This is a genomic window from Variovorax humicola (genome assembly GCF_037889915.1).
In the GTDB taxonomy this organism is placed as follows: Bacteria; Pseudomonadota; Gammaproteobacteria; order Burkholderiales; family Burkholderiaceae_C; genus Variovorax; species Variovorax humicola.
In genome coordinates, this window is sequence record NZ_JBBKZV010000017.1 from 116,337 (window position 1) to 128,465 (window position 12,129).

Below are 12,129 nucleotides of genomic sequence, written 5' to 3' on the forward strand. Positions count from 1 at the left end.
GTGAAAGGCTTCACCGCAGTACTTCGGCAGCCCGAGGCGATCCCCGCAAGCCGGCTGCCCGCCGAGGTCCAACGACTGCCCCGGCCACCCGCCCTCGGCCGCGCCATCGAGCTGGCCTTCCTGCGCTGGGAAAAGCGCAGGCTGGCACCGACGGAACGCTTCTGGCGCGACTTCGGCTTTCATATCGTCAGTTCCACGCCGCAGCGTCTCGTGGCGCGCGGCGCGGGAAGCGCACCGTGCATCGCGATCGCGGAAGCCGGGCGTAACGATCGTTTCATCGGCCCCGCTTTCCTCATGTCGGCCGACACGGATCTGCACCTTTTCGTGGACCACATGGAGGCCCGCTGGCTGCCCGGCTGCCGTCTGCCCGCGGGCGGCCGCGGCGTGGAGCTGTGCGACCCGAGCGGCCGCAGCGTGTGGCTGCTGCAGGGTCAGCGGCGTGTCGAGCCGCTACCGCTGCGCGAAGCCGTCGCGCCGAGCACGAACACGGCACAGGACAGGCCCCGCGTGAATCGCACGGTGCGCACGCCGATCGAACCGGCGCGCGTCGTGCGGCTCGGCCACGTGGTCCTGCAGACGGTGGGTTTTGCGCGAATGGCCGAGTGGTACCTGCGTGTGCTCGGGCTGATTCCCACCGACGTGCAGTACCTCGCCGACGGCAGTCCCAGTCTGGCGTTCTGCCGTCTTGATCTCGGCAATCAGCCGGCCGACCACCACACGCTGGTGATCGTCGGCGGCATCGAGGAGAAGGTCGAGCACAGTGCCTACGAGGTTCTGGACCTGGATGCGCTCGGACAGGGCCAGCAGGTGCTGCGTGCCGGGGGCCACCGGCACATGTGGGGCATCGGCCGCCACCTGCTCGGCAGCCAGCTCTTCGACTACTGGTCCGATCCCGACGGCTACGAGTACGAGCACTACACGGATGGCGACCTCTTCACCGCGGATGTCGAAACCGCCTACTCGCCGCTCGAATTCGGCGGCATCTGGGCCTGGGGCCCCGACGCGCCCGCCTCGATGAAGCCGAGAAAGAACCTGCAAACCCTTCTGCATGTGCTGAAGCTCGTGCGTCGCAAAGCCATCACGGCGCAGCGATTGAACCTCATGAGCGCGGCACTCGATGCGCCCGCGCGCCCTTGGCTCTAACTCTCACCTGACCATACCCATGTCACTCACGATCATTCGTTACGCCGAAGGCGGCACGCCCCGTTGGGGTGTTCAATTCGGGCGCCTCATCGCCCCCCTGCAAGTCGATGCGCCCAGCACCGGCGAGCTGCTCTCCGACCACTGGGAGTTACTGTGGGCCACCGAGGCGACACAGGCCGTGGTGCCGCTCGAGCGCGTCCAGCTTCTGCCGCCGGTGACCCGTCACCAGCAGTTCATCTGCCAGGGCGTCAACTATCGCAGCCACATCGCCGAATCGGGCCTGCGCATCGAAGACTTTCCCTTCAACACGATCTTCACCAAGGCGCCATCCAGCATCACGGCAGCAGATGCGCCAGTGGTCCGCCCCGCGCACGTGCAGTTGCTCGACTACGAGATCGAACTCGGCCTGGTGTTGCGCGCTCCAGTGCCGGCCGGCACACAAGTCGGCCCTGACGACCTGCCGCAGTGGCTGGCGGGGGTGACGATCGTCAATGACCTTTCGGCACGGGACGTTCAGTTGCCGCAGGGCCAGTTCTACAAAGGCAAGAGCTATCGAGGCTTCGGCCCGGTCGGACCTGCATTGGTGCTGCTGACGCCGCAGGAATGGGCGCGCTGGCCCGAGCTGCACATGCGCCTGGCGGTCAACGGCCAGACGCGGCAGGACGCCTACTGCGTCGAAATGATTCACGACCCCGCGGCCACACTCACCGAACTTGCGGCGCTCCACGACCTGCTCCCCGGCGACCTGATCGCCACAGGCACGCCGGCAGGCTGCGCCGCGCGCGCGCCCGGCAAGCCCGCGATGTTCGTTGCGAGGCATCTGCTCAGCGACGCCGGCAAGTGGCGGATGTTCATCCGCAAGGGGCGGGCCAACCCTGCCTACCTGCGCCCAGGCGATCACATCAACGCGTCGATCCGCACCGACGACGGCGCCATCGACCTCGGCGAACAGACGACCTCCATCACCGCTCCATGAACGCATGAACGCATGAACGCGACATCCTCCCATCACACGGTGCCGCGGCTCGACACCGACATCCTCCTGGTCGGCCTCGGCCCGGTCGGCGCGGCGCTGGCCAATCTCCTCGGACGCTATGGCGTGCGCGTGCTGGCCATCGACAAGGCGACCACCATCTTCGAGAAGCCGCGCGCGATCGCGCTCGACAACGAGGCGCTGCGCATACTTCAACTGGCCGGTGTTCGCGACGGCGAGTTCGAGACCGTCGCCATCCCGCAGGTGCAATACCGGTCCCCGCTATTCGGCCGCTTCGCCCGCATCAACAGCGCCGGCATCATCGACGGCCACCCGGCGCTCGTCACGTTCTACCAGCCGGAGCTCGAGCGCCTGCTGCGCGAAAAGCTCGCGCAATACCCGGGCGTCGAAGTGCGGCTCGGCATCGAGCTCGCGACCTTCGCGGACGATGGCCGGTTCATCAAGGCGCGGCTGGAGGACGCGGTCGGCAATGAGACCCATGTGCGTGCGCGCTACCTCGTCGGCACCGACGGCGCAAATTCACTGGTGCGGCGCACGCTCGGTCTGGACTTTGAAGGCCGCAGCTTTCACCAGGACTGGCTGATCGTCGATGCCCTCGACGTGCCGGACCCGATCGACCATGTCGAGTTCACCTGCGACCCGCTGCGCCCGAGCCCTCGCATGGTGGCTCCCGGCGGACGGCAGCGCTGGGAGTTCATGCTTCGCCCCGGCGAAAGCCCGGAAGAGATGGAGCGGCCAGAGTCGGTGCGGCGGCTGCTCGCGCCATGGTGCGACAGCCAGCGCATCCGGATCGAACGCACGGCGGTCTACCGCTTCCATGCGCGCGAGGCGAAGCGCTTCTCGGAGGGGCGCTGCTTCCTCGCCGGCGATGCTGCGCACATCACGCCGCCTTTCGCAGGCCAGGGCCTGGTCGCCGGACTGCGCGACGCGGCCAATCTGGCCTGGAAGCTCGCCTGGGTCGTGCAGGGACGGGCGAACGAGCGCGTGCTCGACAGCTACGACACCGAACGACGGCCCCATGCGCGGAAGATCATCCGCCTGGCGCGCATGCTCGGCGCGATCGTGATGCCGCAAAACCGTGGCGCCGCGTTCGCCGTGCACGGGCTGATGAGCCTGCTGCGCCTGGTTCCGGCGGCTCGCGCACTGTTCGAGGACATGAAGGTCAAGCCGCAGAACATCTTCGACCAGGGCCTGTTCTGGCGCGTGCGCGGCAGCGAACGGCTGCGTGCCGGGACCATGCTGCCGCAAGGCTGGGTTCGGCCCGCCACCGGTGGCGGGCCGGTCCTCAGCGACGACGCGCTGGGACTGCAATGGGCGATGATCGGCTTTGGCGTGGACCTGTCGGCCAGGCTGCCGGCTGAACTGCTGCAGTGCTGGCAAGCGGCGGGCGGACGCGTGTGGCAGTGGTGCCAGCGATCGCAGGCCCAGCATCTCGCGCCGCCCGTGCAGCGGCTGGAGGCGCTGGACGAGGCCCTGCTGCCACGCCGGGTTCCAATGGGCTGGGTCGCAATCGTCAGGCCCGACCGCTGCGTGCTGGCCGAGGGGCCGGCATCCGAGGCCGAGACGATGCTGCGGCGAGCGCTCGAGCTCGTCGCGCCGTCCGTGTCGTCCGCTGCGGCGACATGGCCGACACCCGCGTACCCTATCCAGGAGGCCGAGCATGCGGCGTGAACTGGTCTGCACCGAGGCCGCCACCCCGCCACGCCTGGCCGTGCGCAGCATCGAACTGCCCTATCCCGCCAAAGGCAACGTGCTGGTGCGAGTGCAGGCTACCTCCGTGAACCCGATCGACGCCAAGCGCGCGGCTGGCTACGGCCGGCGGCTGCTGGGGCTCAAGGGCGACGCGCGCTTTCCGCTCGTGCTCGGCAATGACGTCGCGGGCGTGGTCGAAGCCATCGGCGCTGGTGTGACCCGCTTCGCGCTCGGGCAACGCGTGTTCGGTCTGCTGGGTACCGGCCGGGCTCGCCGAGGGCGTCAGTGCCCGAAGACTCGCGCTGCCGATCGGCATCGCCCTGCCCTTCGACAACGCTATCGCCGCGTTCGACCACGTGTCGGCAGGCCCACCCGGCGGAGCGGTTCTCCTGCCGTGACGTCAACGTCAACCTGGTAAAAGCAATGAACGGAATCGCCTCCCTCGCAGACCTGCTCGCTCTCGAGAGCGAGAACGACGGCCTCCTGCCGAACAGCACCTACGAGATGATCGGCGCCGCGGCGCGCACCCACCCCGACGCACCGGCGCTATCGTTCTTCCCTCGCATCGAGGATCATGCGCGGCCGGAAGTCTGGAACTACGAGACGCTGTTTTCTCGCATCACGGCCACGGCCAACTTCCTCCACGAGTTGGGCGTGGGCGCCGACGATGTCGTCGCCTTCGCGTTGCCCAATCTGCCGCAGACGCATCTCGCGGTCTGGGGCGGCCAGGCGGCCGGCATCGCATTTGCGATCAATCCCATGCTGGAGCCCGCAGCCATCGCCGAGCTGCTCGCCGCTGGCGAAGCAAAGGTGCTGATCACGCTGGCACCCGTCCCCGGCATGGACCTGTGGTCGAGGCTGCAGCCGTTGCTCGGCCGCGTCAGCAGTCTCGAACATGTCGTGCTGGTCGACCCGGTTCGCCAGGTCGCCGAGGTCGCGGGCGTGGCGCCGAGCGGGACAAGGGGTCGCTTCAGCGTGCACGACTTCGCGCAAGGGCTGCGCGGACAGCCGGTGGACCGCCTCGTCAGCGGGCGGGTGATCCGCCCCGGCGACCAGTCGTCCTATTTTTGCACCGGCGGCACCACTGGCGCGCCCAAGATCGCGATGCGCACGCACGCGAACGAGGTCGCCAATGCATGGAGCATTGGCCAGTTCCTGGGCGACGGCATCTCGGCGGGAACGACGCTCTTCTGTGGCCTGCCCCTGTTCCATGTCAACGGCGTGCTCGTCACCGGCTTGCTGCCTTTTTCACGCGGTGCGCACGTGCTCATCGGCACACCCTCGGGCTTTCGCGGTGACGGTGTCATCAAGCACTTCTGGGAGTTGGTCGAGCACCACCGGATCAACTTCTTCAGTGGCGTTCCGACGGTCTATGCGGCGCTCATGCAGCAGCCAACGCAGGGCCGCGACCTCAGCTCGCTGGCATACGGACTCTGCGGCGCCGCACCGATGCCGGTGGAACTGTTGCGCTCGTTCCAGGAACTGACGGGACTGAAGATCCTCGAGGGATACGGGCTGACCGAGGGGACCTGTGTCAGCACCTGCAATCCTCCGCTGGGCGAGCGGCGCTTCGGGTCGATCGGGCTGCGCGTGCCCTTGCAGGCCATGAAAGGAGTCATGCTGGACGATAAAGGGGCCTACGTGCGCGACTGCGCGGTCGGCGAGGCGGGCGTCCTTGCGATCAGCGGTCCCAATGTGTTTGCCGGCTATCGCGACCCCGATCAGGACCGAGGGCTCTGGCTGGATCTGGACGACGGCCGGCGATGGATGAACACCGGCGACCTCGGCCGGCAGGACGCGGATGGCTACTTCTATCTGACCGGCCGAAAGAAGGAACTCATCATCCGAGGCGGCCACAACATAGACCCTGCGAGCATCGAAGAGTCGCTGCACCGGCATCCTGCCGTCCAGATCGCCGCCGCGGTCGGTCGTCCCGACCTGCATGCGGGCGAACTGCCGGTCGCCTATGTGCAACTCAAGCCCGACGGTCACGCGACCGAAGACGAACTACTGTCCTTCGCCAGGGACCAGATCACCGAGCGCGCAGCGATACCGAAAGCGATCAGGTTGGTGGCGGCCATGCCCCTGACCGGCGTCGGCAAGATCTTCAAGCCCGAGCTCAGGCAGCGCGAGATCGTGGATGCACTGCGCGTGGCGCTGCATGATGCGGGTGCGCCGACCTCGCGGCTCGAAGTCATCAACGACCCTCGATCCGGGATTCACGTCGAGGTTGCGGTGGTGGGCGGCACCGCCGCCGGCGTCGCCCGCAAAGTCCTGGGCCGGTTTCCGTTCCGCTTCGAGGTGTCTTGGATCTAGGATTCGGCTTTGTCTGAAATCGTATCGTCGCTCTCCCGAGTGGGGGGTTGAAGAGCAAGTTCATGGATCGCCCCGACTCCGGGTCAATGAACTGCTCGTCGGTCTTTGCCCATTCCGCGCAGGAACATCCTTGCCGGGTTGCGTCGGCGACGGCGCTCCGTCGCAGTGTCGCCCAGCCGGAACTCGACCTGCTCCAGATCCCGATCACGATACCGCACAGCCAGGTCCCAGTCCCCGGGATGCTCGCGCATCCATGTTGAAGCCTTGGTTTCGGTGTCGGCAGTCGCCACGACCTGCGCATCGCACTTCGCGGATCACCTCGATGAGATGGTCCCGGAGCACCGCATCGTCTCAACGAGGAAATCAGGCAGGGTCATGGCCTGTCTCGCGGCGCGGTCGCGTGCAGTCGCCGCCTATTTGGGCGTGCCTGTCTTTTCGGTCGGATTGGTCGGCACATCCAGGCGCTCGCCCTTCTTGCCCTTGGGGCTTGAGTTCGTTGGGCGTCGGCTTGACCTCGGCGCGAGTCAACTGGCCCGTCTGCTGGGCGGCGTTGGGCTGATTGTTGCTCATGGTCGACGGCTCGCCCTTCGGCACGGTGGTGTTGGCGGTGTTCCTGTTTTCCATGCGGGCCTCGGACTTGACCGCGGCTCTTGATGCCGGATCGGAACCATCCGGCCGCTGCGTCGGATTGGCAACGCCGGCCGGCGTCTTCGTGGTGGCCTGCCCGCCAACCGAGGCATCGGGCGCCGCGGGCACCGCGGTGGTCTGCGCGAGGGCGCTGCCCGAGAGGACGAGCAAGCCGGTCAGCCAATGGATGGCGAGCATTGGCTGTTTCATTTCGATGTCTCCTGATTGGGTGGAATGTCGTCGTGTTGGAACGAGATCCAACTTTTAAGGGGTACAGTGCTTGATCCTGTGGGGACCTCCCTTCACTCTGTAGGTCAACGCGTCGGAAGGCGACTGCACAACCCGCGGCGGGCACAATCAAATTCGAACCATGTCGAAACTGCCCGCACGCCCCGGCGTCCCGGAGGAATGCCTCTTGCTACATCTGCAACCGGATCTTGAAAAGATCACAGACCATCTGCGTGGGCAGACGGACACCATCCTTCGCGACTGGCGGAAATCGATCCGGAGGGACGTCAGCCTGTCGACGAATCGCGTCCTGCCGCGCACCCAGCTGAACGATCACGTCCCGGACGTATTGCTGGCATTCCTCGATGCGATCCGGGGCTCCGGTGCACGCGCCGAATCGCCGCAAGGCCCCGACCCCCAAGCCGCCGCCGCGCACGGCCTTCACCGCTGGCAACAGGGCTACGACCTGCACGAAGTGACGCGCGAATTGGGTCTGCTGAACGTGCGCATGGTCGAGGAACTGGATCGTTGCGCATTGACGCGCCAGGAGGTTTCGCCGGAGGCGATGGCGCATGTGCGCCGTCTGTGGGCCATGACATCCGCCGCCAACGTCGAGGAGAGCACTTCGCAGTACTTCGAGCTCCAGCGCATGGAAGCCGCGGGCCATGTGAAAGACCTGGAGGGTGCCTTGGCACAGGTGAAGGAACTGGAGCAGCAACGCGCCGAGCTGTGGCGCCAGATCGCGCACGACCTGCATGGCAACATCGGCGTCGTCGCGACGGCCGCGAGAGGACTTGGGACGCCGCATGCCACCGAGGCGACGCGCGACAGGTTCATCTCGATCCTGGACCGAAACATCACCTCCCTGCGACACCTGCTGTCGGATGTCACCAGCCTGACGCGCCTGCAGGCGGGCCATGAAACAAGGGACCTCCAGCACTTCGATGCCGCGGCCGAGCTGACAGGCCTGTGCGAGGGCATGCAGTCATTCGCCGATCAGCGTCGACTCTATCTGCGCCGCGTCGGGTCGGCACCCTTCATGGTGACGAGCGATCTGGTGAAGCTGCGGCGGCTCGTGCAGAACCTTGTCCTGAATGCGCTGAAGTACACGCGCGATGGCGGCGTCACCGTGTCGTGGGGCGAGCAGGGCCCAGCCGATGATGATCGCTGGCTGCTCAGCGTCGCCGACACCGGGCCGGGCCTGCACGCAGGGCCCGGCAGCCCGCTGGCCACAGCACTGCAAGGTGCGACGCAGCTCACGATCGAAGCTGAAGGCGAGCATCCTGATGAGATACGCGAAGACCCACGGCCCGTCACGGAAGGCCCGGGAGAAGGCATCGGCCTGTCAATCGTCAAGCGACTGGCCGACTTGTTGAACGCGAGCGTGCAGCTCGAGTCATCGGAAGCTGCGGGCACGGTATTCAAGGTGCTCTTTCCCAAGCACTACGACATTTGATTGCGCGCGCGCTCACCGGGAACCGCTTCGCCCGCGCTGCCGACCGGATCCAGGGGCGGTACCGCACACGCAGCTCACATCCTGGGGACGTTCATCGCATTCGCGGCAAAAAACGCGCGCTGTGTCCGCTAGCGGACGTTGCTGGGCGCGCTGCTGCGCTAAGGTGGTCGGACCGGGCGCTCCTGCGCGGCCATTCCTGGAGCAGCAAATGAGTGCAAGGAATCCATGGCATCCCGATCAGCCATTGCACCGCGACGGCGCGGCGTCCCAATCCTCGCTGCCGCTGCTGCCTCCGGGCGATCCGGCCCAGGTGGCCGGGATGTCGGATGCCTGGGATCAGTGCGGCTTGACCAGCCAGGACCGGGCCGCCGTACGCAATATCTACCTGCTGTTCGAATCATCCCGATCCGGTGGGATGCAGGTTGACACATTGGCCGATCTTCAGTCGTCGAATTTCCATCCGCATTTGGCCCACGCATGGGACGATGCCCCGCCACGGTCCACGGGCCGCTTGTGGATTCGCGCCGTGTGTGTGCTGATCGCGGCGGGCGTGGTCCTGGCAGGCTGGATCTGGCTGGTCCGACTCCTGTTGGCCGCGTAGCTTCGATGTCCAGCGCCCCAGCCCTGCCTCACTTCCAGCCCGACCCGTTTGTGAAGGATGGCTGGCTCGGCACGCCCGAGTTTCCCGCCTACCGCGCGAACAATGTCGTCGCCAGGCTCGATGACGAGCCTCAGGTCGATCCCGAGCATTTGTACTTCCACCTGCTCCTGCTCGATGCCAGCGGTCAACTCCAGGACAACCACTCGGGGCCTTGCCTGGCGCTCGCCCGGCAGCAGTCACTGCCCGAGCGCATTCGCTTCGTGCGCGTCGTCGCCGAACTGGTCCGCTTCGCCCCCTGCGAGGATCGCGGACTGTCGGCGATCGGGCAGGCACTGACGCTCGTTCGCGAGGCTGGAGTGGACCGCGGCTGTCTCGTCGTTGCTGCGCAAGTGCTCGACAATGTCTGCAGCGAGGAGGCCGTCGTCGCGAGCCTGGTCCAGCTCCTCAGGCTGTCCCTGGGTGAAGACGACGCGCGACGCGTGATCTCCGGCGTTGCAGGAGGCCTGGCGCGCCGGTCGGACATTGATGCGACCCTTGCCGCAGGCGTTGAATGGACGACCGCCGAGGGGTGCAACAGCGCCGATCGCTCGCACGACAGCACTCTCCATGCGCAGATGTTCCACATCGTGCGCACCGTGGGCAAGTCGCATGCACGCCGCTATCTGCGGGAACTCGTTGGCAGTGAGCTGGTGCCATTGCCCCAGCTGCTTGGCGTGTGAGTCTGAAAGTGGCCGTGCGCAGTTGCGATCGGTCGCGACAGTGCCGGATCAACCCTTCGATTTCCCTCCGCAAGCTTTTGACAGAGCCTTTTATGATCGGGACGGGGAAGTCCGTGCCATTGTTGAAGATCCGCGGCAAGTGGACCTACCTTTACGGGGCCGTCGATCGAGAAGGAATTGCCGCGGATTTCACATAGGTCGCGTCGACGCGCCACGATCGACCTGCCTTGCGCGCGAATCGATTCCAGCGCTTCTCGAACTCCGGTACGAACCGCTGGACCCAGCGCATGACCGTTGTGTGGGCCAATACCAAGCCACGCTCAGCAATCATCTCCACGAAGTCACGACAGCTCAGCTTGAAGCGCAGGTATCAGCGAACGCACAACACGATGATCTCGCGCTCGAAGTGCCGACGACCTTTGAACAGCTCATCCATGCTCTGGAACTTCTTCGCCACGTCCAGCCTTCACATCACAAAGGTCGGTAGCCTACCGGAAGCAAAGTTTGTGCGTCGCGTCTGGCTACAACCACTATAGGTCGCCTTGGTACTGCACCACTGAATGATTCAATCGTTCATGTAACGACGGCCGCACACTCCGGTTGCTTCTGGTGCAAAGCGAATTCCGGATCCCATAACCGAACTCGTGAGTTGGCTTGCCGTGGTTGATTGGCAAGCCAGTCCTGCTCGAACTGCATCGGGCTGACATAGGTCAGCGTCGAGTGCAACCGAGCGCGGTTGTAGCAGAGCAGCCATGCGATGATTTCATCCTTGGCCTCACGTCTGGTCTTGAAGCGCTGTCCGTGCAGCCGTTCGACTTTTAAAGAGCTGAACAGTGTCTCGCTCGTAGTCCCAGTCGCGACCTCCTTCCAGTATCGGCGCTCAATGTCATTTCGATGCGACGGAGCACCTGGTGAGCGCACCCGTCAACTTTTGCATCCATCCCGCAGGTCGACACATAAACACCTCCATGGTCAAAGGTGTTGCGACGACCGGTTGAATCCGCCCAGTACTGCAGCCATGAGTTCCAGAAGATGCTCAAGGACTACGGGATGAAGTCCTCATGAGCCGCCGGGGCGACTGCCGGGACAATGCACCCACCGAAAGTCTGTGGTCGCGCCTGAAGGTCGGCAGGCTATACGGCAGGCGCTATGCAACGCGGCGCCAGGCGAAGGACGAAGTGATCGATTGGCTGACTATTTACAATCTCAAAAGATTGCACTCGACGCGGTGCTATGTCAGTCCCATGACGTTTGAGCAACGCTGGATCGAGGCCCGGCAGCAAGACAGGAAGTCCGCATAAACGGCAGCCAATGGAGTGCGGCCAATAGGGGCAAGGTCACATTCGAGTGTCTCGCGTAAATGAAGCCCAGCTTGAGCACAGCAAGTGCCGGTACCGACTCGCCTAGCGCATCTCCTGTCTTCTGCATCGTCAAATTTTCGGCGGTCGGATCCCCACTGCGTGATTGGAGTGATCTCGCCCCTCCCTTCTGAGGTGAGACATTTTTGCGAGTAAGCTTCGAAGGATCACAAGTCTCAGGAGATTCGATGGCTCAAAGCTACGCACAGATTCAGAAGCAGATCGCGTCGCTTCAGCGCCAGGCTGAAGCAATTCGTCAAGGTGAAATCAAGGGCGTTGTGGACCGCATCAAGGTCGCGATTGCACACTATGGGCTGACACCTGAACAGCTGTTTGAGACGCCCAAGACAGCCAAGCCTAATAAGCTAGCGCAGACCACTGCAAGCTCTGTCAAGTTTGCCGACAATAAAGGCAATGTATGGTCAGGTCGCGGGCCTCGACCGCGCTGGCTTCGCGACGCATTGGCAGCAGGCGCCAGCATCGATGATTACAAGCCCGCAACGGGCATTGCAGTCGCGACGCATGTGCCGGCGGGCACCGGCAAGCCTGCCAGGAAGGTGAAGCGCGCGCCTTCGAAGGTCTTGTATGGCGACGACACGGGCAACACTTGGACCGGGCGCGGGCCAAAGCCCGGATGGGTGAAGTCCGCCCTGGCAGCTGGAAAAGATCTCGCGGATCTCGTGAAGTAAAGTGGCCAAGGGGAGGTCTCTTGGGGCTGATCTACCGCCTCCTCAATAGCTGACAACTGCACCACTACCAGCAAGGGTTGGATCACCATTCCAGTCAAAGTGCGCAAAGCTCCACTGGTGCGTGCGCACCAGTGATCGCGTTGAATTCCTGCAGATGGCAGATGACAGATCGAACGTGGCCGGTACCTGTTTGGAGTAACCGGCCAGTGATCCCATCTTGAGGCCAGAGGCCAAGGCGCTGACCATGATGTCCATCTAAGTTTTGATGGACGTCTATGCATGTCAACAGGAAGCCGCGCCGTCGGC

Annotated in this window: 11 protein-coding genes and 3 pseudogenes; 10 read left to right on the plus strand and 4 right to left on the minus strand. The window is 64.8% G+C overall.

What is annotated here, in order from left to right:
• From WKW80_RS23325 to WKW80_RS23345, 5 genes are read left to right on the plus strand one after another with little or no spacing between them, the layout of a single operon-like run.
• Complete coding sequence (locus WKW80_RS23325; RefSeq protein WP_340365948.1) at positions 1 to 1,143, plus strand: VOC family protein; 1,143 nt, start codon at positions 1 to 3, stop codon at positions 1,141 to 1,143.
• Positions 1,144 to 1,162: 19 nt separating this feature from the next.
• A complete protein-coding gene (locus WKW80_RS23330; RefSeq protein WP_340365949.1) occupies positions 1,163 to 2,119 on the plus strand; it encodes a fumarylacetoacetate hydrolase family protein in 957 nt (318 codons plus the stop codon).
• 12 nt (positions 2,120 to 2,131) lie between these two features.
• Positions 2,132 to 3,808, plus strand: coding sequence for a bifunctional 3-(3-hydroxy-phenyl)propionate/3-hydroxycinnamic acid hydroxylase (locus WKW80_RS23335; RefSeq protein ID WP_340365950.1), 1,677 nt, complete (start codon positions 2,132 to 2,134; stop codon positions 3,806 to 3,808).
• Positions 3,798 to 4,247, plus strand: coding sequence for an alcohol dehydrogenase catalytic domain-containing protein (locus WKW80_RS23340; RefSeq protein ID WP_340365951.1), 450 nt, complete (start codon positions 3,798 to 3,800; stop codon positions 4,245 to 4,247). The genes WKW80_RS23335 and WKW80_RS23340 overlap by 11 nt, the downstream gene beginning before the upstream one ends.
• Before the next feature lie 5 nt (positions 4,248 to 4,252).
• Positions 4,253 to 6,145 (plus strand): acyl-CoA synthetase, encoded by a 1,893-nt coding sequence (locus WKW80_RS23345; RefSeq protein WP_340365952.1) that lies wholly within the window; start codon positions 4,253 to 4,255, stop codon positions 6,143 to 6,145.
• A gap of 363 nt (positions 6,146 to 6,508) precedes the next feature.
• Here WKW80_RS23345 and WKW80_RS23350 read toward each other — a convergent pair whose 3' ends face one another.
• Positions 6,509 to 6,982, minus strand: coding sequence for a serine/threonine protein kinase (locus WKW80_RS23350; protein ID WP_340365953.1), 474 nt, complete (start codon positions 6,980 to 6,982; stop codon positions 6,509 to 6,511).
• A 160-nt stretch (positions 6,983 to 7,142) separates the two neighbouring features.
• On the opposite strand from WKW80_RS23350, the gene WKW80_RS23355 reads away from it, so the two are divergent.
• The 3 genes from WKW80_RS23355 (at position 7,143) to WKW80_RS23365 (ending at position 9,776) form a co-directional block, all read left to right on the plus strand.
• On the plus strand, positions 7,143 to 8,456 hold the full coding sequence (locus WKW80_RS23355) for an ATP-binding protein (protein ID WP_340365954.1): 1,314 nt from the start codon (positions 7,143 to 7,145) through the stop codon (positions 8,454 to 8,456).
• A gap of 244 nt (positions 8,457 to 8,700) precedes the next feature.
• Positions 8,701 to 9,057 carry a hypothetical protein gene (locus WKW80_RS23360; protein ID WP_340365955.1) on the plus strand — a complete coding sequence of 119 codons (357 nt, stop codon included), beginning with the start codon at positions 8,701 to 8,703 and terminating at the stop codon, positions 9,055 to 9,057.
• A gap of 50 nt (positions 9,058 to 9,107) precedes the next feature.
• Entirely contained in the window at positions 9,108 to 9,776 is a 669-nt protein-coding gene (locus WKW80_RS23365; RefSeq protein WP_340365956.1) for a PspC domain-containing protein, read from the plus strand.
• Between the two features lie 181 nt (positions 9,777 to 9,957).
• Here the strand turns inward: WKW80_RS23365 and WKW80_RS23370 are convergent.
• Together WKW80_RS23370 and WKW80_RS23375 are read right to left on the minus strand one after the other, a co-directional pair.
• Positions 9,958 to 10,212: pseudogene (locus WKW80_RS23370) on the minus strand (IS6 family transposase); the annotation flags it as partial.
• Between the two features lie 224 nt (positions 10,213 to 10,436).
• Positions 10,437 to 10,619 (minus strand): annotated as a pseudogene (locus WKW80_RS23375) (IS3 family transposase); the annotation flags it as partial.
• Positions 10,620 to 10,778: 159 nt separating this feature from the next.
• Here WKW80_RS23375 and WKW80_RS23380 point away from each other — a divergent pair.
• Together WKW80_RS23380 and WKW80_RS23385 are read left to right on the plus strand one after the other, a co-directional pair.
• A pseudogene (locus tag WKW80_RS23380) lies at positions 10,779 to 11,077 on the plus strand (integrase core domain-containing protein); the annotation flags it as partial.
• Between the two features lie 245 nt (positions 11,078 to 11,322).
• Positions 11,323 to 11,823 (plus strand): H-NS family nucleoid-associated regulatory protein, encoded by a 501-nt coding sequence (locus WKW80_RS23385; RefSeq protein WP_340365957.1) that lies wholly within the window; start codon positions 11,323 to 11,325, stop codon positions 11,821 to 11,823.
• Between the two features lie 42 nt (positions 11,824 to 11,865).
• Here WKW80_RS23385 and WKW80_RS23390 read toward each other — a convergent pair whose 3' ends face one another.
• Positions 11,866 to 12,078: a hypothetical protein gene (locus WKW80_RS23390; RefSeq protein WP_340365958.1), complete on the minus strand. Its 213-nt coding sequence runs from the start codon at positions 12,076 to 12,078 to the stop codon at positions 11,866 to 11,868.
• Positions 12,079 to 12,129 lie beyond the last annotated feature (51 nt).

Coding starts and splice junctions, on each gene's coding strand:
- WKW80_RS23340 (WP_340365951.1), top strand. CDS start 3,798: ATGCGGCGTGAACTGGTCTGCACCGAGGCCGCCACCCCGCCACGCCTG.
- WKW80_RS23330 (WP_340365949.1), top strand. CDS start 1,163: ATGTCACTCACGATCATTCGTTACGCCGAAGGCGGCACGCCCCGTTGG.
- WKW80_RS23350 (WP_340365953.1), bottom strand. CDS start 6,982: ATGAAACAGCCAATGCTCGCCATCCATTGGCTGACCGGCTTGCTCGTC.
- WKW80_RS23345 (WP_340365952.1), top strand. CDS start 4,253: ATGAACGGAATCGCCTCCCTCGCAGACCTGCTCGCTCTCGAGAGCGAG.
- WKW80_RS23355 (WP_340365954.1), top strand. CDS start 7,143: ATGTCGAAACTGCCCGCACGCCCCGGCGTCCCGGAGGAATGCCTCTTG.
- WKW80_RS23390 (WP_340365958.1), bottom strand. CDS start 12,078: ATGGACATCATGGTCAGCGCCTTGGCCTCTGGCCTCAAGATGGGATCA.
- WKW80_RS23385 (WP_340365957.1), top strand. CDS start 11,323: ATGGCTCAAAGCTACGCACAGATTCAGAAGCAGATCGCGTCGCTTCAG.
- WKW80_RS23335 (WP_340365950.1), top strand. CDS start 2,132: ATGAACGCGACATCCTCCCATCACACGGTGCCGCGGCTCGACACCGAC.